The 24,310-nt window shown below is 35.0% G+C and carries 24 protein-coding genes and 1 pseudogene; 15 read left to right on the top strand and 10 right to left on the bottom strand.

Features of this window, described 5'->3' with window-relative positions:
- The first annotated feature begins 17 nt into the window (after window positions 1–17).
- The 4 genes from Cop2CBH44_RS08855 (at window position 18) to Cop2CBH44_RS08840 (ending at window position 3,814) form a co-directional block, all read left to right on the top strand.
- Window positions 18–848 carry an energy transducer TonB gene (locus tag Cop2CBH44_RS08855; protein ID WP_021930581.1) on the top strand — a complete coding sequence of 277 codons (831 nt, stop codon included), beginning with the start codon at window positions 18–20 and terminating at the stop codon, window positions 846–848.
- Window positions 849–952: 104 nt separating this feature from the next.
- Window positions 953–1,186, top strand: a complete 234-nt coding sequence (locus Cop2CBH44_RS08850) for a hypothetical protein (RefSeq protein ID WP_021930582.1) — start codon at window positions 953–955, stop codon at window positions 1,184–1,186.
- A gap of 14 nt (window positions 1,187–1,200) precedes the next feature.
- Window positions 1,201–2,154, top strand: coding sequence for a PstS family phosphate ABC transporter substrate-binding protein (locus Cop2CBH44_RS08845; protein ID WP_021930583.1), 954 nt, complete (start codon window positions 1,201–1,203; stop codon window positions 2,152–2,154).
- A 22-nt stretch (window positions 2,155–2,176) separates the two neighbouring features.
- Window positions 2,177–3,814 (top strand): tetratricopeptide repeat protein, encoded by a 1,638-nt coding sequence (locus Cop2CBH44_RS08840; protein WP_021930584.1) that lies wholly within the window; start codon window positions 2,177–2,179, stop codon window positions 3,812–3,814.
- Window positions 3,815–3,973: 159 nt separating this feature from the next.
- Here Cop2CBH44_RS08840 and Cop2CBH44_RS08835 read toward each other — a convergent pair whose 3' ends face one another.
- Together Cop2CBH44_RS08835 and Cop2CBH44_RS08830 are read right to left on the bottom strand one after the other, a co-directional pair.
- On the bottom strand, window positions 3,974–5,545 hold the full coding sequence (locus Cop2CBH44_RS08835) for an Rne/Rng family ribonuclease (RefSeq protein WP_021930585.1): 1,572 nt from the start codon (window positions 5,543–5,545) through the stop codon (window positions 3,974–3,976).
- A gap of 288 nt (window positions 5,546–5,833) precedes the next feature.
- Window positions 5,834–6,106 (bottom strand): HU family DNA-binding protein, encoded by a 273-nt coding sequence (locus Cop2CBH44_RS08830; RefSeq protein ID WP_021930586.1) that lies wholly within the window; start codon window positions 6,104–6,106, stop codon window positions 5,834–5,836.
- 320 nt (window positions 6,107–6,426) lie between these two features.
- Between Cop2CBH44_RS08830 and Cop2CBH44_RS08825 the strand changes: the two genes are divergently transcribed.
- Complete coding sequence (locus Cop2CBH44_RS08825) at window positions 6,427–7,707, top strand: hemolysin family protein (protein WP_021930587.1); 1,281 nt, start codon at window positions 6,427–6,429, stop codon at window positions 7,705–7,707.
- Window positions 7,708–7,785: 78 nt separating this feature from the next.
- Here the strand turns inward: Cop2CBH44_RS08825 and Cop2CBH44_RS08820 are convergent, their stop codons facing one another.
- Window positions 7,786–8,337, bottom strand: coding sequence for a DJ-1 family glyoxalase III (locus Cop2CBH44_RS08820; RefSeq protein WP_055097016.1), 552 nt, complete (start codon window positions 8,335–8,337; stop codon window positions 7,786–7,788).
- A 175-nt stretch (window positions 8,338–8,512) separates the two neighbouring features.
- Window positions 8,513–9,202, bottom strand: coding sequence for a YiaD family glycine zipper/OmpA-like lipoprotein (locus Cop2CBH44_RS08815; RefSeq protein ID WP_021930589.1), 690 nt, complete (start codon window positions 9,200–9,202; stop codon window positions 8,513–8,515).
- 240 nt (window positions 9,203–9,442) lie between these two features.
- Between Cop2CBH44_RS08815 and aroC the strand changes: the two genes are divergently transcribed.
- The 5 genes and pseudogenes from aroC to Cop2CBH44_RS08790 form a co-directional block, all read left to right on the top strand.
- The gene (gene aroC / locus Cop2CBH44_RS08810; RefSeq protein ID WP_021930590.1) at window positions 9,443–10,516 is read left to right on the top strand and encodes a chorismate synthase; all 1,074 of its coding nucleotides are present in this window, start codon (window positions 9,443–9,445) and stop codon (window positions 10,514–10,516) included.
- A gap of 4 nt (window positions 10,517–10,520) precedes the next feature.
- Entirely contained in the window at window positions 10,521–11,879 is a 1,359-nt protein-coding gene (locus tag Cop2CBH44_RS08805; protein WP_200754663.1) for a dipeptidase, read from the top strand.
- A gap of 12 nt (window positions 11,880–11,891) precedes the next feature.
- Window positions 11,892–12,821 carry a tRNA modification radical SAM protein MnmL/YtqA gene (mnmL, locus tag Cop2CBH44_RS08800; RefSeq protein ID WP_200754662.1) on the top strand — a complete coding sequence of 310 codons (930 nt, stop codon included), beginning with the start codon at window positions 11,892–11,894 and terminating at the stop codon, window positions 12,819–12,821.
- Between the two features lie 18 nt (window positions 12,822–12,839).
- A complete protein-coding gene (locus Cop2CBH44_RS08795; protein WP_200754661.1) occupies window positions 12,840–13,958 on the top strand; it encodes a DUF362 domain-containing protein in 1,119 nt (372 codons plus the stop codon).
- 397 nt (window positions 13,959–14,355) lie between these two features.
- Window positions 14,356–14,763 (top strand): annotated as a pseudogene (locus tag Cop2CBH44_RS08790) (acetylxylan esterase); the annotation flags it as partial.
- An 83-nt stretch (window positions 14,764–14,846) separates the two neighbouring features.
- On the opposite strand, the gene Cop2CBH44_RS16725 reads toward Cop2CBH44_RS08790, so the two are convergent.
- The 3 genes from Cop2CBH44_RS16725 to Cop2CBH44_RS08780 are packed head-to-tail and all read right to left on the bottom strand — an operon-like array spanning window position 14,847 to window position 17,632.
- Complete coding sequence (locus Cop2CBH44_RS16725) at window positions 14,847–15,326, bottom strand: alpha/beta hydrolase (RefSeq protein WP_420838993.1); 480 nt, start codon at window positions 15,324–15,326, stop codon at window positions 14,847–14,849.
- Window positions 15,327–15,332: 6 nt separating this feature from the next.
- A complete protein-coding gene (locus Cop2CBH44_RS16720; RefSeq protein WP_416336735.1) occupies window positions 15,333–15,665 on the bottom strand; it encodes an alpha/beta hydrolase family protein in 333 nt (110 codons plus the stop codon).
- Complete coding sequence (locus Cop2CBH44_RS08780) at window positions 15,662–17,632, bottom strand: NPCBM/NEW2 domain-containing protein (protein ID WP_200754660.1); 1,971 nt, start codon at window positions 17,630–17,632, stop codon at window positions 15,662–15,664. Before Cop2CBH44_RS08780 ends, Cop2CBH44_RS16720 begins: the two co-directional genes overlap by 4 nt.
- A 173-nt stretch (window positions 17,633–17,805) precedes the next feature.
- Between Cop2CBH44_RS08780 and Cop2CBH44_RS08775 the strand changes: the two genes are divergently transcribed.
- Together Cop2CBH44_RS08775 and Cop2CBH44_RS08770 are read left to right on the top strand one after the other, a co-directional pair.
- Window positions 17,806–18,315, top strand: coding sequence for a hypothetical protein (locus tag Cop2CBH44_RS08775; RefSeq protein ID WP_021930614.1), 510 nt, complete (start codon window positions 17,806–17,808; stop codon window positions 18,313–18,315).
- Between the two features lie 81 nt (window positions 18,316–18,396).
- Window positions 18,397–18,810 (top strand): T9SS type A sorting domain-containing protein, encoded by a 414-nt coding sequence (locus Cop2CBH44_RS08770; protein ID WP_200754659.1) that lies wholly within the window; start codon window positions 18,397–18,399, stop codon window positions 18,808–18,810.
- A 79-nt stretch (window positions 18,811–18,889) separates the two neighbouring features.
- Here the strand turns inward: Cop2CBH44_RS08770 and queF are convergent, their stop codons facing one another.
- The 3 genes from queF to Cop2CBH44_RS08755 form a co-directional block, all read right to left on the bottom strand.
- The gene (queF, locus tag Cop2CBH44_RS08765) at window positions 18,890–19,336 is read right to left on the bottom strand and encodes a preQ(1) synthase (RefSeq protein ID WP_021930616.1); all 447 of its coding nucleotides are present in this window, start codon (window positions 19,334–19,336) and stop codon (window positions 18,890–18,892) included.
- Between the two features lie 13 nt (window positions 19,337–19,349).
- Entirely contained in the window at window positions 19,350–20,030 is a 681-nt protein-coding gene (locus Cop2CBH44_RS08760) for a queuosine precursor transporter (protein ID WP_021930617.1), read from the bottom strand.
- 119 nt (window positions 20,031–20,149) lie between these two features.
- Window positions 20,150–21,952: a MutS-related protein gene (locus tag Cop2CBH44_RS08755; RefSeq protein ID WP_200754658.1), complete on the bottom strand. Its 1,803-nt coding sequence runs from the start codon at window positions 21,950–21,952 to the stop codon at window positions 20,150–20,152.
- 203 nt (window positions 21,953–22,155) lie between these two features.
- Between Cop2CBH44_RS08755 and Cop2CBH44_RS08750 the strand changes: the two genes are divergently transcribed.
- From Cop2CBH44_RS08750 to Cop2CBH44_RS08740, 3 genes are all read left to right on the top strand, one after another.
- On the top strand, window positions 22,156–22,581 hold the full coding sequence (locus Cop2CBH44_RS08750; RefSeq protein WP_200754657.1) for a lipocalin-like domain-containing protein: 426 nt from the start codon (window positions 22,156–22,158) through the stop codon (window positions 22,579–22,581).
- Between the two features lie 204 nt (window positions 22,582–22,785).
- A complete protein-coding gene (locus tag Cop2CBH44_RS08745; RefSeq protein WP_021930620.1) occupies window positions 22,786–23,181 on the top strand; it encodes a DUF1573 domain-containing protein in 396 nt (131 codons plus the stop codon).
- Window positions 23,182–23,203: 22 nt separating this feature from the next.
- Window positions 23,204–24,292 (top strand): DUF1573 domain-containing protein, encoded by a 1,089-nt coding sequence (locus Cop2CBH44_RS08740; protein WP_021930621.1) that lies wholly within the window; start codon window positions 23,204–23,206, stop codon window positions 24,290–24,292.
- Window positions 24,293–24,310: the final 18 nt, after the last annotated feature.

Below are 24,310 nucleotides of genomic sequence, written 5' to 3'. Positions count from 1 at the left end.
ACTAAAAAGTAGAAGAAATGGCTAAAATAGATTTAACTTCGAGAGAGTGGTGCGATTTGGTTTTTGAAGGTAGGAATAAAGCTTATGGCGCTTTTGAATTACGTCAAAGTTCGCCTAAACGTCATAATATAGCTATGATTATAATTATAGTTGTTGCTGTTATTGCGTTTTCTGTTCCTGCTTTGATTCGTTTCGTAACTCCCGAAAAAGTAGAAGAGGCTATGACAGAGGTTACGACATTGTCGAAACTTCCTGAAGCTGAAGTAAAGAAAAATGAGGATTTAAAACCTCTTGCTCCGGAGACTCCTCCTCCTCCTCCTTTGAAAAGTTCTATTAAGTTTACGGCTCCCGTAATCAAAAAGGACGAAGAAGTAAGTGAGGAAGATGAGATAAAATCTCAAGATGAATTGGCAAAAAATGATAAAGTTGCTATTTCTATTGCCGACGTAAAGGGTAATGACGAAATCAATGGTGCTGATATTGCCGATTTTAAAGAAGTTGTAAGACCGGAAGCTCCGAAAGAAGAAAAAGAGGTTCCTTATCAGGCCGTTGAGCAGATGCCTCAATTTCCTGGTGGTGACGCTGAGTTGATGAAATATATTCAGGATCATTTGAAATATCCTGTAATTGCTGCTGAAAATGGTATACAAGGTCGTGTTATTGTACGTTTTGTGGTATCAAAAACAGGAGAAATTCAGGATGTAACAGTATTGAGGGGGGTAGACTCTTCTCTCGATAAGGAGGCTGTTCGTGTGATAAAATCGATGCCTAAATGGATTCCTGGAAAACAAAATGGTAATAATGTAGCCGTTTATTTCACCGTACCGGTTATGTTTAAACTTATGTAATCTTGAATTGTTTATATACAAGATACATGATATAGTATACTCCGCAATCCCTGTATCCTTTTTTGGATGTTTGGGTTGCGGGTATTTTAGATTAATACAAGCCTATGGAAGAGAAAATGGAAAAGACCGGGAGAAATGATGCTCCGAGAAGATTAAATCCGGGATATATATTCGGGATATTTATGATTATAGTTTATTTAGGAATGGCCTATTTACTAGTGTTTACTCCGTTGTTTGAACAAAATTTTTCACCGGCATTTCGTTATTCGATAGGAATAGTATTTTTGATATATGGAGTTTATCGAGCTTACCGTCAGGTAAAAGCTTATAAAAAATAGAAAGGAGGCCTTCTATGATATTCCGTTTGAAAAGGTGGATGCCGTTAGTGGCAGTGATGTGCGTTGCTGGAATTGTCTCCTGCAATACTTCTCCAAAAGAGAAGCAAGATACACCTACGTCTGGTGTTATCAGAATTAGTGCAGATGAAACTTTTGCACCTATAATACAACAAGAGATTGATGTGTTTGAGAGTACATATCCTGATGCAGGAATTGTACCTGAATATGTTAGTGAAGTAGAAGCTATTACGATGCTTATTCGTGACAGTGTACGTTTGGCTGTTACGACACGTAGTCTTACAAAGGAAGAAGAGGCTGCGTTGAATAGTAAAAAACTGTTTCCTAAGACTGTAAAGATTGCGACTGATGGTATCGCTTTGATTATAAATAAACAGAATCCAGATTCGTTGATTCGAGTATCTGATATTCGTAAAATTCTGACAGGAGAAATAACAGACTGGAATCAAATATATCCGAAATCAAATTTGGGTAAGATACAATTAGTATTTGATAATGCTAATTCCAGTACAGTGCGTTTTGCTATAGATTCTATATGTCAAGGGAAACCATTATCCCCTGATTTGAGAGCACAAAAAAGTAATTCTGGGGTGATTGATTATGTTGCTCAAGACCAGAATGCTATTGGCGTAATTGGTGCGAGTTGGATTGGTAATAAAAGTGATACGACCAATCTTTCTTTTTCTGACAAGATTACAGTTATGAATGTTACGGCAGATGATGTTGCAACTTTAGCAAATAGCTATAAGCCGTATCAAGCATATTTAGCAATGGGAACTTATCCGTTGACTCGGAATGTATATATAATTGTTACTGATCCTCGAAGTGGTCTACCCACAGGTTTTACGACATTTGTATCGTCAGATAAAGGACAACGTATTATTTTAAAAGCTGGAATGGTTCCTGCAACGCAGGCCATCCGGATTGTCAATGTAAGAGATGAATTATAATAATTAAAATAAGGTTTAAGTTATGAAGATTAAATTCCTATTACTTTCATCGCTGATTTTTGTAGGAGGGATGACTATGAAAGTTTCGGCAGCCAGTTATGCCGATGGTATAGAGTATTTTAAATCAGGGCAGCCGGATCGTGCTAAAATAATTTTGCAACGAACATTTAACGATGCTAGCACAAATAAAGCAGAGGCCTGTTATTATTTGGGAGAAATATATTCGGGCATGCAGAAAAATGATTCAGCAATGTACTATTATAAAGAAGGTATAAAGATTGATCCTCTCTATCCTTTTAATAAAATAGGTGAAGCTAAATTGATGTTAAAATCTAATACTAAGGGGGCTGAATCTATTTTTAAGGAAATATTAAAAGAAAAAGCGAATAAGAAAAATCCTGCTGTTCAGTTGGCTATTGCTAAGGCTTATTATGAAAATGTAATGCCAGAATATCAGAAATATTTAGATAAAGCAATTGATGCAGATAAGAAATTTGCAGAAACTTATTTATTCCAAGGAGATATGCTTGTAGATAAAAAGCAGTATGGAGATGCTTGTGGATATTATGAGATGGCAATCAGTTTTGATGTAAATTGCGTGCCTGCTTATGTAAAGTATGCAAATATTTATTTCCCGATTAATTCAACACTTGCTATACAGAAATTAGAAGATTTGAAAGCTTTGGCTCCCAATTCTGCTATCATGCAACGTGAATTGGCTGAGGCTTATTATAAAAATAATCAGTTTGGAAAAGCTGTAGATGCATATGCTCAATATATGGCTAATCCTAATCATTTTGATTCCGATCAACCTCGTTATGCTGCGTTGTTGTTCTTTGACAAAAAATATGATGAATCGCTGGCTTTGGTAAATGAGCTGTTAAAGAAGGATCCCAATAACTTTGTGTTGAAACGTTTGGCAATGTATAATTATAATGAGCTTAAACAATACGATAAAGCTCTTGAAGCTGCAAAGACGTTTATGCCGACATTGGATAATCCAGGATTTACCAGTCGTGATTACGTGATGTATGGGGCGATATTGATAGAGAATAAGCAAGCAGACCAAGCAATTCCTTTGTATGAAAAAGCTTTGCAAGTAGATACTGCTAATGTACAACTTTACCAAGATTTGAGTGACGCTTATCGTATGGCAGGACAATATGGTAAAAGTGCTGATGCATATAAAGAGTATATGAAACGTACAGGAGAAGCTTCTACTATGGATTATTTTTCATTAGGAGGTATTTATTATCGGGCAGGAAGTACAGCCCCTTCTACAACTCCAGAAGAATTAGCTGTGAAGAATGCTTATTTCATGGAAGCAGATAGTTTATTTACTCTTGTTGCAGAACGTGCCCCTGAAGATTATCGTGGTTTCTTGTGGCGTGCTCGGGCAAATGCAGGTCTTGATCCTGAGACGGAACAAGGTTTAGCTAAACCATATTATGAACAAGCTATGGTGCTTTTAGAGAAAGATACTTCAAGTAAATCTGCATTAGTAGAATGTTATAAGTATTTAGGATATTATAATTATTTAAAAGAATATGCAGGTAATGTGAAAGGTTTCCCTGAGACTCGTAAGTATTGGAATAAGGTGCTGGAGGTATCTCCAGAAAGTGCTGACATAAAAGCCGCATTGGACCAGTTACCTAAATAAGATATTCTGATTTAATAGTGTAAAAGTAGTTTATATTTATTTGCTATTTTTATTGTTATTATAGAAAAGAAAGAATAAAGTGAAAAAGTAAAAGCCTGAAAATTTTTAATTTTCAGGCTTTTACTTTTTATTACATAATAAAAATAAAATCTTTATTAACTACTTTATTTCAATTTCTTCTTTTAAATCAATCTCTTCTTTTTCTTTATTGTAAAATTTATATTCGAGAAAAGCAAGTGACTGATCCGGTATTAATTTAAAATGAAATGTATATTTACATTTCCATTGCCATTTAAGGGAGAAAAATCCCTGATTGATAAATGCTGCAATAAAAGGATGCACATGTAAGTAGAAGTTTTTGATCTTGAGTTTATTGACCATGTATGCAATCTTATCTTCTAACCGATCTGTAAATAAAATTGAGGGGCGGATAGTACCTTTGCCAAAACATGTAGGACAATCTTCATTAGTATTGATATCAAGAGCCGGACGTACACGTTGTCTTGTTATTTGCATCAGTCCGAATTTACTTAATGGTAGGATATTATGTTTTGCCCTATCTGCTGCCATTAGCTCTTTCATGCGGTCATATAGCTTTTGACGGTTCTCTGGGTCTTGCATATCGATATAATCGATAACAATGATACCACCCATATCCCGCAGTCTTAACTGGCGGGCAATTTCTTCTGCGGCATACATATTTACGTCTATAGCATTGCTTTCTTGGTCAGAAGTTGATTTTGAACGATTACCACTATTGACGTCAATTACATGTAAAGCTTCTGTATGTTCTATAATCAAATATGCTCCGCTTTTAAATGATACTGTTTTACCAAATGAAGATTTTATTTGCTTAGTTATTGCAAAGTGGTCAAAGATGGGCAAATCACCTTTGTATAGTTTTACAATATCTTTGCGTTCAGGAGCTATCAGGCTTACATAATTATAAATTTGTTGGAATACGGTTTCTTCGTTGACATGTATACTTTCGAAAGATGTGTTGAATATGTCGCGAATTACACCGACTGTTCGTCCCGTCTCCTCAAATATTAGAGATGGAGTTTTGGCCTTTTGAAGCTTTAACAGAGAGTCTTCCCAGCATTTTACTAATGTTTTGAGCTCATTATCCAGTTCTGCTACTCTTTTATTTTCTGCTACGGTACGTACGATAACTCCAAAATTTTTAGGTTTTATACTTTGGATCAACTGTTTTAACCGAGCTTTTTCTTCGCTGGATTTTATTTTTTGAGATACCGATACTTTGTCGGCAAATGGTATTAGTACGAGAAAACGTCCGGCAAAAGATATTTCAGCAGTGAGGCGAGGGCCTTTGGACGAAATAGGTTCTTTGGCAATTTGGACTAAAACTTCTTGTCCTACTTTTAAGATATCACTGACCGTTCCCTCTTTATCAATATCGGGCAATGTATTGAATTTGCTGATTGATAATATCCGTTTACGATCAGATAAAGATTGTTTTACAAATTTTGCACATGAATTAAATTGTGCTCCTAGGTCTAAATAATGTAAAAATGCATCCTTTTCGTAACCTACATCTACAAATGCAGCATTTAGTCCAGGCATAAGTTTTTTGACTTTTCCTAAATAAATATCGCCTACCGAAAATGATATATTTCGAGCTTCTTTTTGCAATTCTACTAAACGTTTGTTTTCGAGAATTGCAATGGAAACTTCTTTAGGTTGGACATCTACTACTAATTCGTTGGACACTGTTAAATTTTTTTAGGTTCCGAAAATTTGGTGTTAAAATCTGTGTTTTTTTTATGCTTATTTATTAAAGCACAAAGAACAAACTTAGAAAAGACCTTTTCTTATAAGTTTGTTCTTCAAAACTCTTAATAAAACTGTAGAGTATACAGACATTATTTTTTCTTCTTATGTCTGTTTTTTCTCAGTCTTTTTTTGCGTTTGTGTGTGGACATTTTATGTCCTTTTCTTTTTTTTCCGCTTGGCATGATTCTATGCGTTTAAAATATTAATACTATATAACTGATTTAGTTATTTAACTTCTCCCATGAATGTTTTGGCAGGTTTAAATGCCGGAATATTATGCTCGGGAATAATGATTGTTGTGTTTTTTGAAATATTGCGGGCAGTTTTTTGTGCTCTTTTCTTAACGATAAAACTACCGAAACCTCTTAAATAAACGTTGTCTCCTTTTGCTAACGAGCCTTTTACGGTGTCCATGAATTGTTCCACTGTTGCAAGAACAATTGCTTTTTCAATACCGGTATTCTTTGAAATCTCGTTTACAATGTCTGCCTTAGTCATTTTTTTACAATTTTGTTATGATTATGTTATACTTTATGTTATTAATTTTTTGGCTTGCAAATATATAGCTTTTTCTCTTTTTAAAAAAGTCAAACCTTATATTTTTAAATTGGTAAGCCGTATTTTCGGACGTTAAATTGCAAATATCGGAATTATTTTTCAAACAAAATGCTAATACACAATAAATAATGAATATTTCTTACTGTAAAGGTCGAAAGATGATATTTTATTATTTTTACAATATTTCTTTGCTCATAACATATATATATTGCATTAATTATTTTATCTTTAAGCCTGAATAAATTTGTATTTACTCAAAAATGGAAATTTTTATTATTATTGTTCTTATTTTGATGAATGGTGTCTTGTCGATGTCAGAGATCGCATTAGTTTCGGCTCGTAAATCTCGTCTTGAAGCAGATGCTAAGAAAGGAAGCCTTGCTGCTAAAACTGCATTAAACTTGTCTAATGAGCCAGATCGTTTTTTATCTACCATACAGATTGGTATTACTTTGATTGGTATCCTTACTGGTTTGTATTCCGGAGAATCTTTAGCTGCCCCTTTTGCATTGATACTCTCCTCTTTTATTCCATCTGCATATACTTTAGTTGTTGCTCAAGTTATTATTGTAGTGGTTGTAACATATTTGACTTTAATTATTGGAGAGCTGGTTCCTAAACGAATAGGAATGGCCTTTGCAGAAAAGGTTTCTAAGCTTGTAGCTCGGCCGATGAATCTACTGTCGTTATTGGCTTCACCTTTTGTTTGGTTATTATCAAAAAGCACAAAAATAGTAATGCACTTGTTGGGATTAGATAAAAATAGTGAAGAAAATAAAGTCACAGAAGATGAAATAAAAGCAATAATTCGGGAGGGAACAGAAGATGGCGAGGTTCAGGAGGTAGAGCAAGATATTGTTGAGCGGGTATTTAATCTGGGTGACAGGAATATTGGTTCGATAATGACACACCGGAATGATTTGGTGTGGATCGATATGAATATGTCTCGGGAAGAGTTGAATAAAACGATTCTTGAGGATATGTATCATGTGTATCCTGTTTCATCAGGTAAGCTGGACAATGTTTTGGGTGTTGTCTTTTTAAAAGATATTTTTGGAAAGATAGAATCTTCTGATTTTGATATAAGTACGGTGATATGTCCTGCCCATTATATGCCAGAGACGTTGAGTGTTTATAATGCTTTGGATAAGATGCGCCAGAATCGACTGAAATATGCTTTGGTTACTGATGAGTTTGGAAGTATACAGGGCATTGTGACATCAAGTGATATTATGGAAGCTCTTATTGGTACATTGCCGGATGCGGAAGAAGCTCCGGATATTGTAGTTAGAGAAGATGGGTCCGTATTAGTTGACGGACAATGTTCTTTTTATGATTTTTTGGCATACTATGATTTAGAAGAACTGTACCCCGATTATAATTATAATACAGTTAGCGGGCTCATTTTGGAAAGATTAGAGCATATTCCCCGTACTGGAGAAAAATTGCATTGGTTAGATTTTGAAATAGAAGTAGTTGATATGGATGGTGCCCGTATTGATAAAATCTTGGTAACACGAGTGGCAAATGTGGGAGAGTGAAAAAATTGAATGATAATATAAAACATAGGAGCTGATATTTTTTATCAGCCCCTATGTTTTATACGTTTGAAGTTCCAATTATTCATTGAGTAGCATGCCTTGAGCCACTTCGTGAGCTTTATCTTTTCCGAGACTTTTCACGATGATTGCAAGAGTGAATGCAATAGCCATCCCTGGTCCTTTACCTGTTATGATATTATCGGATACCTCTACTGCTTTTGCTGTGTAAGTTCCTCCGGCTAAGTGGGATTCGAAGCCTGGGTAACAGGTTGCATTCTTTCCGTTTAATAAGCCTAAATCGCCTAAAACTGATGGAGCTGCGCAAATTGCTGCGATATTTCCCTTGACAGAAGCGTGGTTTTTTAATAATTGTCTAAGTAATTTGAATTCTCCCAAGTGTGTTGTTCCTGGTAGGCCTCCTGGTAGTATAAGCCAGTCAATATCAACAATGTTTTGGGGTTCGTATAGCATATCTGCTATAATGGCTATACCGTGTGCACCTTTAACTTCTTTTTGAGATGTGATTGATACTGTTTTTATAGGCATACCAGCACGCCGCATCATGTCTACTATGGTTGTAGCTTCTGTTTCTTCGAAACCTTCAGCTAGAAATAAGTAAGATGTTTTCATAATTGATAAAATGTATTGATTAACATATTATTCTCTTTTTCAGTGCAACTAAGAGAGAATACATTGAAACATAACAAATATAGTTTTATTTTTTCATAAAAAAAAGTGTTAGTAAAAACTTAATTCTTACTAACACTTTTTTTTAAATGGTTAAATTCTTTTGTGAAGTATAAGCTTATTGTAATGTTCCGTTTTCTGCTTGTTTTATCATATTTTCATTTGCAGTAATATAAATGTCAACTCGACGATTCTGTGCACGACCTTCGGCAGTACTGTTATCTGCTACAGGTTCATTATATGCTTTCCCAGCCGTAGTCATACGACTGTTGGGAATTCCGTTTTGGTTCAAGAATGTTGCGACAGCTTGTGCTCGTTGTGTTGACACTCTTTCATTTACAGCTAATGTCCCGGTATTATCAGTATGCCCCCAAATTGTTATATCTGTTTCGGGATTATTGATAAGCGATATTGCAAACTCTTTGAGAGCAGCTTTAGACGAAGAACTGAGAGTAGTCCCGTTTGTTGGGAATAATATGCCACTAGCAAAGGTTACCTTTACAGCTTTTAGGCCATTTGTGTCAGTAACAGTTTCTACTTCTGCTCCTTGTATTTTTTCAAGCTCCGCTTTTTGCTTATCCATTTTTTTCCCAATTAAAGCGCCTGCGCCAGTTCCGACAGCTGCACCCACAGCTGCACCGATTGCTGCGCCTTTACCTTTTCCAATTAGAGCACCTATTCCAGCTCCTACTGCAGCTCCACCGGCACCGCCGATTAGAGAACCTTTACCTGTGTTGTTCATTGTCCCACAACCCGTAAATAAGATGGCTACAGACAATAATACGGCCATGAATTTTACTTTTTTCATTTCTTACTTATTTTTTAGTTAGATATTTAAAATCTAATTTATCTTATGAATTGATAAATCAAAATTACCTAAATTTTGATTACTATGTTCATATTTATGTATATTTTTTAAGTAAAAAATTTTTCTTTATTCCTTTTCTGATACTTTGTAGCATGAATTATACTCTGTGGATGTTATAAATTAATTGATGATTCGGAAAAAAGATGTACCTTTACTCTTAGAATAATAAACGTATTATAAATGAATACATTTGGAACCATATTCAGATTGACATCTTTTGGTGAATCTCATGGTAGGGGAATAGGTGGAGTAATAGATGGTATGCCTGCTGGAATAAAAATTGAATATGATTTTATTCAGAATGAGTTGAATCGTCGTCGTCCAGGGCAATCTTCTATTGTAACACCTAGGAAAGAAAATGACAAAGTAGAATTTTTGTCTGGTGTATATGAAGGATATTCTACTGGAGCTCCGATAGGTTTTGTTATTTATAATGAAAACCAGCATTCCTCCGATTATAATAATCTGAAAGAAACGTTTCGACCTTCGCATGCAGATTATACATATACCCAAAAGTATGGAATCCGAGACCATCGGGGAGGAGGACGATCTTCGGCTCGAGAGACAATTGCACGTTGTGTAGCAGGAGCGTTGGCGAAGCTTGTCTTGAAAGAGTTGTCTATCGATATAAAAGCTTTTACCTCACAAGTTGGAAATATAAGTTTGTCAAAAGATTATCGCCAGTATGATTTGTCTCGAATAGAAGAAAATATTGTTCGATGTCCAGATGAGAAAAAGGCCGCCAAAATGATTGCATTGATTGATGAGGTCCGTGCAGCTGGTGATACAATTGGAGGAGTGATAACATGTGTTATACAGAATATGCCTGTAGGTTTAGGCGATCCGGTCTTTAATAAGTTGCATGCAGAGTTAGGAGGAGCTATGTTAGGAATAAATGCGGTCAAAGGATTTGAATATGGAATGGGTTTTGATGGAGTACAATATAGAGGCTCACAAATGAATGATGTATTTGTACAAAAAGATGGTCGAGTATCTACATTGACGAATAATTCTGGTGGAATACAGGGCGGAATATCTAATGGCGAAGATATTTATTTCCGGGTAGCTTTCAAACCTGTGGCAACAATACTGAGAGATATACAGACTCTGGATAAAAGTGGAGCAGAAGTGATTTTGAAAGCAAAAGGAAGGCATGACCCCTGTGTGTTGCCGCGGGCAGTCCCCATCGTTGAAGCTATGGCTGCTATAGTAATACTTGATCATTATTTATTGAATAAAACAAAACACATTTGATATTATGGAAGCTAAACAATATATTGAAAAGAATAGAACACGTTTTTACGATGAGCTGTTTTCTCTGATTCGTATCCCTTCGATTAGTGCTCAACCTGAACATCAACAAGATATGAGAGCTTGTGCAGAACAATGGAGAAAATTGCTGCTATCGGCAGGAGTTGATACAGCAGAGATAATGGAGACATCATCAAATCCTGTTGTATTTGCTACAAAAATAATAGACCCTTCTGCTCCCACCGTTTTAGTGTATGCTCATTATGATGTTATGCCAGTGGAACCTTTAGACTTATGGGATACTAATCCGTTTGAGCCGGTCATACGTGACGGGCGTTTATGGGCTCGTGGAGCTGATGATGATAAAGGCCAGTCTTTTTTGCAAGTTAAAGGTTTTGAGATTGCTTTGAAAGAAAGATGGTTGCATTGTAATGTGAAATTTTTATTTGAAGGGGGTGAAGAGATTGGCTCCCCTGGATTAGCCGAATTTTGTGCAGAGCATAAGGAGATGTTGAAATCTGATATTATTTTGGTATCAGATAACAGTATGGTGGGGAAAAATGTCCCTTCTATCACAACAGGATTGCGTGGTCTTGCCTATTGGGAAGTCGAAGTAATTGGCCCTAATCGAGATCTTCATTCCGGTATTTTTGGTGGAGCGGTTGCTAATCCTATTAACGTTTTATGCAAGATAATTGCAGATATAACGGATAAAAACGGGTATATTACGATTCCTCATTTTTATGATGATGTCGAGGAGGTGTCGGCTGCCGAACGTGCAATGTTGGCAGAAGTTCCCCATAATGATAAAGATTATGCAGAGTCAATTGGTGTGAAAGCTTTATTTGGAGAAAAAGACTTTTCGACATTAGAACGTACAGCAATACGTCCTACATTTGATGTGTGTGGAATTTGGGGAGGTTATACGGCAGAAGGTTCCAAAACGGTGTTGCCGTCAAAAGCTACCGCAAAGATGTCTTGTCGTCTTGTCCCACATCAGCAACATGAAAAAATATCACAATTGTTTATTGATTATATTTATTCTGTAGTACCTGATTATGTTACGGTAAAAGTAACCCCGATGCATGGAGGAGATGGCTATGTGTGTCCTATAGATATGCCAGCTTATAAGATTGCAGAAAGAGCTTATGAAAAAGCTTTTGGTAAGCGTCCTTTGGCAGTTCGGCGAGGAGGGAGTATTCCTATTATTGCGGATTTTGAAAGGATTTTGGGTGTAAAATCATTGTTGATGGGATTTGGTTTAGAATCAAATGCAATACATTCTCCAAATGAAAACCAGCAAATTGAGATAATGGAAAAAGGTATAATTGCTGTAGCTGAGTTTTATAAAGAATTTGGAAAATGATGATTATGTACAATGAATAAGATGTATTATTACGATTTTGGAACATTTCTTAAACGGCAATTCCCATTTAAAGTTCAAAAAATCTCTATAAATGCGGGATTTACTTGCCCAAATAGGACAGGAGAAAAAGGTTGGGGAGGTTGTACGTATTGTAATAATCAAACTTTCAGTCCTGAATATTGTCATACGGAAAAATCTGTTACGGAACAGGTAAAAGAAGGGATTTCTTTTTTCGGGAAAAAGTATCCTGAAATGAAATATTTGGCTTATTTTCAGGCTTATACAAATACATATGATTCGATAGATTTATTAATCGAAAAGTATGAAGAAGCTTTGCACATTTGTGGTGTTGTAGGCATCATTATTGGAACGCGCCCAGATTGTGTGTCAGATGAACTTCTTTCATATTTATCAGATTTAGCCAAAGAAACGTTTGTTTTAATAGAATATGGAGTTGAGTCTACCAATGATAGTACACTGAAGTTTATTAATAGAGGACATACATATGAAGACTCAGAGAAAGCGATTATACGGACTGCTAAAGCCGGCATTATGACTGGGGCACATATGATATTAGGTTTACCTCATGAGTCTCGAGATATAATTATTTCCCATGCCGTACAGCTTTCCCGCTTACCTCTGACGACGTTAAAACTACACCAGTTACAACTGATAAGACATACTCGAATGGCACATCAATATGAAGAACATCCCGAATGGTTTCATTTGTACAATGTAGATGAGTATATTGATGTAGTAATCGATTTTATGGAATATTTGCGATCAGGTATTGTTCTCGAACGTTTTGTGTCACAGTCTCCAAAAGATTTGTTGATTGCTCCACAGTGGGGTCTTAAGAATTATGAATTTACAGCACGATTATTGAAAAAAATGAAAGAAAGAGATACATGGCAAGGTAGATACACAAAAGGGATATTATAACATTTAAAAACTTACTTTATGGAATCGTCTAAAGTTTATTTTACAGATTTGCATACCACTCCACGTCGAAATCTGTTGGATAAAATGGAATTAGTAGTTCGAAAAGCAGGAATAGCAAATATTAATTTTGATCATCAGTTTGCTGCGATTAAAATTCATTTTGGAGAGCCGGGAAACTTAGCTTATATACGGCCTAATTATGCAGCACGTATGGCTTCATTATTAAGGGAATTAGGTGCTAAACCTTTTCTTACAGATTGTAATACATTATATTCTGGAGGGCGTTCGAATGCAGTTGACCATTTGCAAAGTGCAATGGAGAATGGTTTTAATCCTATATCGGCTCAATGCCAAGTGATTATTGCAGATGGATTGAAGGGAACAGATTATAGCGAAATTGAGATAGGGCAGGAATACTGCAAGACTGCAAAAATTGGGGCAGCTATTGCTGATGCTGATGTGATTGTAACAATGAATCATTTTAAAGGACATGAACAGACAGGTTTTGGAGGAGCATTAAAAAACTTAGGAATGGGATGTGCAAGTGTGGGCGGGAAATTGGAGCTACATTCGGCTTCTGCCCCTGTTGTAGATAAGGATAATTGTCGTGGATGTAATATTTGTGTAAAGCATTGTGCTCATGATGCTATACATTTAAATTCAAATCATATAGCCGAGATTGATTATAATAAATGTGTTGGTTGTGGACAATGTGTGGCTTTGTGCCAATACGATGCAGTAGTATTAGGAGAAGGTGATACTTCAGAACGGCTCAATTGCAAAATTGCAGAATATACATTGGCTGTTTTAAAAGATAAACCAAACTTTCATGTTAGTTTTATTATGAATGTCTCGCCGGAGTGTGATTGTTGGAATCACAATGATGCGGCTATAGTCCCTGATTTAGGAATTGCTGCTTCATTTGATCCTGTAGCATTAGATGCAGCTTGTGCCGATATGGTAATGAATGCTCCGGCAATTCAAGGATGTAAGTTATTTGAAGAACATCAGCATGAGCATTTGGAAGGAGTGGATAAATTTAAGTTAATGCATCCTGATACAAATTGGCAAGCGGGTCTTGAACATGCTGAAAAAATTGGACTTGGAACTCGAGACTATGAATTGATAAGAATATGATGTTGCAATGAAATTTTATAGGAAATAAAGAATATCCCATAGAGTTTTTAATATAAATTCTATGGGGTATTTTTTTAGTATATTATAATTTTATATAGACTTGTGTATTTGTTTATTAGGAAATATGTACAGATTTAAACTACTTGTGTACAAAATTCAATTTAATATTTGAAAGTAATAAGTTCTTTTGTAACAGAGAAAGAGACAAAAATGTAATAAGATTAAAATTGGGTAAGATAAAGTCTTTCAGTTTAATCTTAATCTAATAAATTAAAATTGTACATGAACAAAAATTGTTATTGGGTTTTATTCTTTATTGTGTTGTTGCCTGTTTATTCGGTCTGTTCTCATGCTACGGAAAAGGAATCGATGAAAACAACCATAGAAGGAGGAAGTCAAGGGGGGGGCTTTAGCAATTGTTACTGCAGGGTTAGATAATCGTATAAAAGGTCTAATTTGTTACTATCCGGCTCTTTCCGATTTGACAGGATATTTACATGGTAGAGCTGGAGGTTGGCCACATCTGTTTAATGGTAATGTCTCTAATTCTAATGTATTGGACCAAAAAGTAAAAGTGGCATCATATTATGATGTGGTAAATTTTGCGCGTCAAATTAAAGTTCCGGGATTTTATTCATTTGGTTACAATGATATGGTCTGTCCTCCGACAACTGTTTATTCTGCAATAAATGTAATTACCGCCCCTAAAAAGCTGCTTATTATTCCTCAAACCGAACATTGGACTTTCCCGGAACAATGGCAAAAGGCGAATAGTTGGGGGATGAAATTATTGAAAAAGGAATAATAACAAAAGATAAGATGGTGGATTGAAATAAAATACTCCTCAAAGAACCCGAAATATTTGAGGAGTATTTATTTAATGACTACTTATAAATTTTTTAATGTGTTGGATAGCCAATATTTTAATGATGTTAGCAGGGGATTGATATATTTAAAATTTTCATTAAAAGCAAAGCCATGGCCACCCTTTGGATATATATGCATCTCAGCGGAAATATTATTTTGTAATAAGGCTTGGTAATAACGAATACTGTTTTCTGGGGAGACTGTTTTATCATCATGGCATAGTGTGATAAATGTAGGAGGAGTTTGAGTGTTTACTTGCAATTCGTTGCTGTATAGATTGACAAGTGCTTTTGATGGATGGGCTCCTAATAGTTGATGATAGGAGCCAAGATGTGTTATTGTTGTATCCATTGAAATTACAGGATATAAAAGTATTTGGAAAGCAGGACGATTTTGGATTGTGTGGTGGGTCGATAATGTAGCAGCTAAATGCCCTCCTGCAGAAGAGCCCATAATTCCAATTTTTTTTATATCAATATTCCATTCTTTAGCATGGGATATGATAATTTACATGGCTTTTTGAGCATCTTGTAATGGACATTTATGTTGTCCATTAGGTAAACGATATTTAAGGACAATTGCAACCAATCCTTGATTGTTAAACCATGGGACATATGCATTACCTTCTTTGTCCATTTCAAGATACTTATAACCTCCACCAGGGCATATGATGACTGCTGCTCCATTATTTATTGGGGGAAAATATACATGGATGAAAGGTATATCGACGTTAGAACTATTAGGGATTGGTTCATACAATGGAATCTCTATAAAATTTTGGGCATGAAGAGCTATTGTACCCAATGTGAAGTAGAGCAATGAGAGGAAATAAGTTTTCATTTGTATGGAGTTATTTTAATGAATATTGTGCCATGTGACGGAACATTTGCCGTATATCCGTTGTCAAATATACCCATATCCTTTTGTTTCCATAAATTACGGACTATTTGTTTCCCAGAAATGGAAAGTTTGTCCCATGTAATAGATATAGACTGTTGTTCTTCTCCTAAATTAAATAGCCCTATAGCCCAAGAGCCATCATTAAGTGGGCGGGCCCAGACTTCAATTTGTTTTTCTTCATCGAAATAAACTCTATGTCCTTGTATTCCTGCAGGATCTTGATTGACAGCAATTACTTCGTTATTTTTTAATAAATTTAGGGTAAAGTCATCTATAAGCCGCAAGTCACATCCGATAAGAAGTGGAGCAGCCAATATACTCCATAAAGTAATGTGAGTATATTGTTCGTTAGGAGAAAGTCCGGTAGTCCGTATTTCATCTCCCCATCCAACTTTACCTACGATTAGCATATCAGGGTCGTTCCAATGTCCAGGTCCAGCATAAGGCTGCCACTTGTCTTGCAAAAAGCCAATAGTCGTCATACTACACCAGGAGTCATGGATATCTCCCGTTGTTCTCCATGCGTTAGTTAGCTTTGCCCATTTATTGGCAAGGTCAAAAGGCGCAGCATTGGAAATACTGAATACAATATCTCGCCCTGAATGAGCTAAAAGCTTTGACATTTCACTTGTATTTTTCACATCGTTTGTAACCCAATCGTATTTTAGATAGTCAAAGCCCCATTCACACCACTGTTTTACATCGTTTTCTGCAAAAGAATATGCTCCGGTTCGTCTCTCAGATTTATTTATTTTTCCGTCAGGTGTGTCGGCACTTCCGCCTATATATCCGGCAAAAGTTTGTACCCAGGGAGAGGAATATATCCCTATTTTGAGCCCTTTTTTATGTATGTATTCTACTAAATTTTTCATGTCTGGGAATTTTTCGTTAGGCATTATGGCATTATATTTTCCTCCCCGTTTTCCTTGCCAGCCATCATCGATGTTTATATATGTATACCCATATTTAGGTAACCCCAGTTCGACCATTGCATCTGCAATTTCTCGTATTTTTTTGTCATCTATATCTGCTCCGAATACATTCCAACTATTCCATCCCATTGGAGGAGTAAGTGATATTTTATTCCCAGATTTTATAGTTATGTCATGGGTATCTTTACCATATTTATTTTCTGCAGTGACAGTTATTATGTATTCTCCGGTGTTAGGAGCTGTACCTGTTATTATTCCTGTTTGTGCATCTAAATGTAGACTTTTAGGGAGATTCTTGGCTGTTATATTGAGGGGACGTTCTCCAGAAATAGGTAAATTGAAAAGAAAAGGATTTCCTGGACGTGCACCATGTATGTAGGGAGCATTTATACGGGGTATTTTCGGTTCTGGAGGAGTAAGTATATATTCGGCTTCTTTAGGTCTTTTTATTGTATATGGGGTGTCTCCATGAAAAACAAAGCGGGCATTTACCCAGTTGGTACGGTCTCCTGAAATTCCGTCACCACAATGGTCAATACAAAGGATAAGTGATTTTATCCCTTTTGTATTTACTTCTGTCTTGAGGGCTTTATCTCCACCATGCATAATCCCACTTTTCCATAATACCTTATTATCTCCTATAATGATAAATTCTGCAGAGGCTTGTGCTAATTCGTTTTGGGGTGCAGAATCATCTATACCGACCATAGTAGAAAAATATTCCGTTTTCCCATCAAGATTTATGCGGAGTATTCCGGATGCATGAGTCCCTACTCCTCGTTTGAAGGTATCTCCGGCAATGGTTAGTGGGGTTTGCCACATAGACTGGTTACTACGTGCTATACCGGTAGCTTGATCAGCATTTGATATATCTAATTCGTCGAGCCAGACAGTTTTTGTTCGTGTATGGCAATTGGAAAGGATAAATACTAATAATAAAAAGAGAAAAGAACGATAACCAGGCTTGTTTTTCATAAGTAATATTTTTTGATGTTAAAGGTACAAAATAAATTCTCATCTCCGGTTTCTATTTTATTAATATGTAGTTATTTATTGATTTTAATATAATAATTCCCAATTTTGACAATGTAGATACTTTTTGTACACGGTCTTTTGATGATGTATATACAGAGAAGGGGTATATTAGTATGCCGATTCAGGATATCCCTAAAAATATTTTAACTGATAAGCTATTTATCAGTTATACCTATTACAAAGAGGGATTAGTTGACGGAGATAATTTTATGGTTGAGGCTCGTGTAAGAAATTCAAAAGAAGATCATGGAATTCCCTGCTATGATGTGTTTTCTTCTGATACGGGACTTCATGGCTTTTCTATTAATCAAAATTGTTATTCATATATAAAATTCATTAGTGAAGAGAAAATAATTACTGGAGATAAATATGATTTTAGGAAATATAATTTTGATACATCTGATTGGCATATTATGCGTATTCAAGTAGTTGACCGAGAAACTACATTCTATTTTGACGATGAACCTATTTTAAATACTGTTTATGAAAATAGTTTAGGTAGAGCAAATGAAATTACTTTGAGGTTTAAAGGGTGTGGTGCTGTTGATTATGTAAAATTGTATGATAGTAAAAATCAACTGATATATGAAAACAATTTTGAGAAAAATCTAAACAAAAAATAGACTGGTGTTTTTATATTTTGATAAATCTTTTGTAATTCTGTTGCCTATGAAAAAGATTTGGTGGGGGGAGAATCTGTTTTGATGACAGTAGATCCTTCGACGGAGATGTGGACTTATATTTCCGGGAATTATAAATTGCAAGTAGACGTAAATTACATGAACTTGGGAAAAGAGTGTGATGCAACGAATAATATTGGAGAGTTTTCTTTTGGAGGAGAGGCTTTACTTTCTTCATTGGAGAGTATTGAATTGGATAAACTATTTAGAGTATATCCGAATCCTGCAACAACAGAGATTGTTTTTGATGGACAAATGGCACAAAACAATTATACTGTAAATTTACTTTCTTCTTCTGGAAGTATTGTAATGAGCCGTCGGTTTTATACTTTTGATAAGGGAAGATTAGATGTTTCCAATGTTGATTCAGGCATTTATTTTTTACAAATTCTTCTTGATAATCAAGTTATAAATCGGAAAATAATAATTCGAAAATAGAATTTATTAGATATGAAATAGGTTGAAGATAAAATTAGAGTTGTCTTTAACCTATTTCAAATTTAAGATAATTAGTTTATCAATGATTAAATAAACGTTGTTTGGCTAAATCCTCATATTCAGTTCCTGGTTGGCCATAATTACAATAAGGGTGTATACTTATACCTCCTCGGGGAGTAAAAAATCCGGTAATTTCTATATATTTAGGAGCCATTAGCTTGATAAGATCTTTCATAATTATATTTACACAATCTTCATGGAAAGCCCCATGATTACGAAAGCTGAATAGGTACAATTTTAAACTTTTGCTTTCTACCATCTTTATATTAGGAATATAATCGATTTGTATAGTTGCAAAGTCCGGCTGGCCGGTAATTGGACAAAGGCTTGTAAATTCAGGACAATTAAAACGCACCCAATAGTCGTTCTCAGAATGTTTGTTGTTGAAAGATTCTAAGACTTCAGGTGAATATTCTTGTTTATACTCGGTTTTCCCTCCCAATAGGGTTAATTCATTTTGTTTCATTATATATAATTTGTTACACTTCTTTTATTTTGAGAATATTGTATGAGATGTTGGTATCATAAACATCGCTACCGTCTATTTTCTTGATATATCGTACAACTTTTATGGTTACTGGTAATATTAGAATTTCATATACAGATTTAAGTATTGCTTGAGTAATGATAAGGATAAATAATTCTTTAATCGGAACTATACCAGCAAAGGCAATAGGAAAGAAAAGTAGAGAATCAGCACTTTCTCCTACTAAGGTAGAGACTATTGCTCGTAATGAGAATCTTTTTCCATTACTTGCTATTTTCATTTTACTCATTATATATGCGTTTAAAAATGAGCCGATCAAAAATGCAATTAAACTGGCTATAGCTATACGAGGCGTTGCCGTGAAGATTGATACGAATGCAGTTTGTCCGTCCCAGAATTTGGCCGAAGGCAGTAAGATAGCCAATTGAAAAAATGCAACGGCCAAAAAATTCATTGCAAATCCTGCCCAAATGATCAGACGAGCTTTCCGATATCCCCACACTTCTGCAATACAGTCATTTATTATGTAAGAAATAGGGAATACGATAAGTCCTGCAGTTGCAGTGATACCTCCGATTTCAATCATTTTAACTTCCAGAATGTTGGAAATAATAAGACATACACAAAAAAGTATGCCTAAGGCCATAAAGGGTAAACTGACAGTTTGCTTCATAATAATCTTGTTTTTAACGTGGTTTGACAAGCACACGGGGGCGCAAAGATACAATTAATTATGAATACCCCATATTTTTATAAGGAAATTTGAATAGTTTTTTAGCGGCAAAAGATTTTTTATTTTTTGATAATTCCCATTTTTCGCATAAGAAAATAAGCGTTCATATTTTGTGCAATACCCGGTTGTAGACGATAAGAAAACGAAAGTTCGTCATTGGTAATGTCTGCTTCAAAACGGAAATTTCGTATTATATCGGGATATGAGTTTGCCAACTCTCCGAGTAACAGGTCATGAGTTGCTATGACTCCGGAAGCATTTAATTCAATTAGCTGTTCGACTAACGCTAAAGAACCTTTCTGTTTATCAACAGAGTTTGTTCCTTTCAAAATCTCATCTAGAATAATAAATATTTTTTCTCTCGTTTTGAGTCGGTCGATGACAACTTTCAATCGTTTAAGTTCTGCAAAAAAATATGATTCTTGGTCTTTGAGAGAATCTGTGGTACGCAAACTTGTAAATAGAGTACAAGGAGTAATTCTCATTTTTTCAGCGCATACAGGAGCCCCGATGCAAGCTAAAACATGGTTGATTCCTATAGTCCGAAGATACGTGCTTTTTCCTGCCATATTAGCTCCTGTAATTACTAGAAAGGAGGGTCTCAGTGGCATATCAATATCGTTTAGAATACAACGTGTTGGAGGAATTAGAGGATGTCCCATATTAACAGCTGACAGTACGGGATGATCGTCTTCAATAAGTTCTGGAAATGTATAATTGGGATGATTATAATGAAATGTTGCTAAAGAACTTATGGCATCGAATTCTGCTAAAGCAGAGAGCCATTGATCCAATTGTCCTGCATTTTCATCAAGCCATTTCCCTATTGCTGTTAATTGCCTGAAGTCCCAGAGTAAAAAACCATTAAGTATAGCAAAACCGATAGCATTATATCGTTGGTCAAGATTACCGAGAAGTTTAGTCAATCTTTTTATTCGTTCAGAAACAGGCGTACCATCAATATTGATTTTTTGTTTAAGCTCTTGTAAGAGTTGACTTTTAAACTGAGTTTTCTCTAATGATTCGATAAGTTTGGTGTATGAATTTAAGGACTGTAGCCCTTCGTTCAATTGTTTTTGCAATACAGAGACTTTTTTACTTTTAATGGTTGCGTAGGTGAAACAAATAATGAATAAATACAAAATCCATGTACCAGTAGATATTCCGGCTATCCATAATAGAAGTAATATCGTGAATAATACGGGAATAATATATAGACTACATATTTGTATATATTTTGCCGGAATTACATTTTTTAAAGATGCTGTGTTGCGGATAGTATTTATATCTGATTTTTTTTCATTTGAAGTTAACCCATGTGCGAGAAAATCGATTCGTAATTCTGTCAGTTTAGATAATTCTTCAATAGCTTTTTGTCGCTTCAAAATATAATGTGTATCTCTTAAAGGCTTTTGTAATATTTCAGCCAGTCGGTTTCTTCCTAACAAAGATGCACTGCGATTGATATATGAGAAAAGAGATTTATGGCCGAATAAATCTAAGTCATTACTGAAATCATGTTCCGTATTTATAAATTCGTTTCCTTCATCAGTTTCATCGAATTGATATTGTAAAAGTTGGAGTTCTTTTTTGGCGATTGATATACGAGCCTCTTGGAGGCTTTTTTTTATAAAAAATCGATTGTGTACTCTTAATAATATGAGAAATAGTATGATACCGAATAGGCAAATAGGGATAAGGATATAAAGAGGATAATCCCATAAAAAATATAATAGGCCCAAGGTTATTAAGACAATAAGTAGCCGGAGGGTTCCGATACTGTATATCTTTTTCTGTGTTTTATTTAATTGTATATTCGTATCGCGGAGTATCGAATGATAATAATTTTCAGGTGTAATCACAAGAATTCATTTTTATGGTGAAAGTACAAATATACATTAAAAAATTGCGATAAATCAGGGTTCAATAACTAAAATATTATATTTAATAAATATTCTTTTTTGCAAAAAAAGAAAAAGATAAAAGTTTTCGAATGTAAATTATCATTGTTAATTTCGCACACAATTAATAATCTTAAAATGTGAATTTATTAAAAAATAGAACTATGAAAAATGTATTCGTTGTTATTTTACTGGTGTCAAGTGTTTTTTCTTATGGCCGTAATCCGCAAAAGGAGATGGAGAAGAAATTAATAGGAACTTGGTGCAATCCATATACCTATGAATATAGTGGGGAGTTAAAAGGTTTTACTTTTAAAAAAGGGGGTAGATGTGAAGCTGTGAATGTCCCTTCTTTAGATTTAAAGTCATGGGAAATTAAAGATGGAGCTTTAATTATAAAAGGTTTTATGGCTGGTGAGACTGGTGAGAAAGAAGAATATGAAACTATAGAAAGAATATTAAAATTAAATGATGATACTTTGCGGGTAGTAAGTAAGGAATCGAGTCCTCGTGTAACGTTTATGTATATGAATGCTAAGGTTATTAAAGAACGAATAACTCCTCAAGTTCAAAAAAGAAAAGAAAAGTAAATATATAACATTTTTTTTTGCGGTTTACTCGATGAATTTAACTAACAAAGAGTAAACCGTTTTCTATTAGATGTAATGATGGCTATAGAAGAAGGATTGTTTCACATAAAAGTTTTATTTGTGATAAACTTTGTAAAGATAGGGTGGTTTAAGATATAAAAATTTGTATTTTTGTTTTCAGTTGAAATCATAAAAAAGTTATTTATGAAAAAGTCAATATTATTTCTGATTATGGTCATGATAAGTACCACTTCGGTTTTTGCTCAAAAGACAGCGAAGGTAGAATTCAGTGAAACTGTTTTTAATTTTGGGAATATAGCTGAAGCTGATGGAGACGCGACTTGTAAATTTGTTTTTAAGAATACAGGAAAGGTTCCGTTGATTATTACTCGGGCTTCGGCTTCATGTGGATGCACTAAACCTGAATATCCCGAAGCTCCTATAGCTCCGGGTAAAACTGGAGAGATAAGAGTGACTTATCATGCTAAAGGCCGCCCGGGAGCTTTTCAAAAGAATGTGTATATATATACAAATGCTAATCCGGAGAAATATACTTTATTGATTAAAGGAACAGTTATTCCTGAAAGTAAAAAGAAATAATTAATTGATCAACAGGGAAAATATGAAACATACAGGAAGTGTTTTATTGTTTGCTGTATTGTTTTGGCCGATGTTGGTATTGGCCGAGGGGAAGCCTGCAATAACATTTGAAAAAGAAGAACACGATTTTGGAAGTTTCGCTGAAAGTTTAGGAATGGTAACTTGTACATTTACTTTTACAAATACAGGTAATGCCCCGCTACTGATAACAAATGCTTCGGCTTCATGTGGATGTACTCGGCCAGTATTCCCCAAAGAACCTGTGGCTCCGGGTAAATCAGCAGAGATAACAGTAACTTTTAATCCTAAAGGCCGTCCGGGCGCATTCCGTAAAAATGTGTATATATACAGTAATACAGAGCCTTCTAAAACAACATTATATATTAAAGGTATCGTAATTCCTGAAGAGAAAAAGGAACACCCTGAATTTGCTTATGCTATGGGAAAAATAGCATTGAAAGTAAGGCATTTACCTTTTTTTGAAGTTTATACCGACGACCCTAAAAAACTTTCTGTTGAGTTTGTAAATAATTCGCGTTCTCCTCTTACTTTATCGTTTGACCGGGTTCCTCGGCATCTTTCGGTAAAACAGATTCCGGAGAGTGTTGCACCAGGTCAGATTGGACTTATTGAGGTTACTTATAACGCCTCTAAAGCTAAGGATTGGGGAATACGTAGAGATGAATTTTATATTAGATTTCCGGGAGAACCTAACATAATTCCTGGGAATACAATCTCTGTTTCTGCAGATATAAGAGAGGACTATAGTAAGATGTCTTCAGAACAAAAAGAAAGAGCTCCAAAAGCGTTATTAAGTGAGAACCGTATCGATTTTGAAAAAGTTCAAGGAACTACCCCTGTTGAGAAAATAATAAAAATACAAAATAACGGGAAAACGAATCTTCAGATACGGAAAGTAAGTAATGAATCAAATGTTGTTACTGCAGAAGTTTCTCGTATGAGTGTTCAATCTGGGAAAACTGTTGACCTTAAAATAACTGTTTATCCAGCTAAAACTAAAAGTAAAGTTTTAAATCATCGTATTTTTGTTATTACGAATGATCCTGATCATCCAACACTATCTATTCCTGTATTTGCGCGATTCGAATGACGTTTATTTCTTAAAATT

It is taken from the genome of Coprobacter secundus subsp. similis, assembly GCF_015097275.1.
Taxonomy (GTDB): Bacteria; Bacteroidota; Bacteroidia; order Bacteroidales; family Coprobacteraceae; genus Coprobacter; species Coprobacter secundus.
The sequence above is the reverse complement of the archived record's forward strand: the minus strand, read 5'-3'. Positions and strand labels throughout refer to the sequence as shown.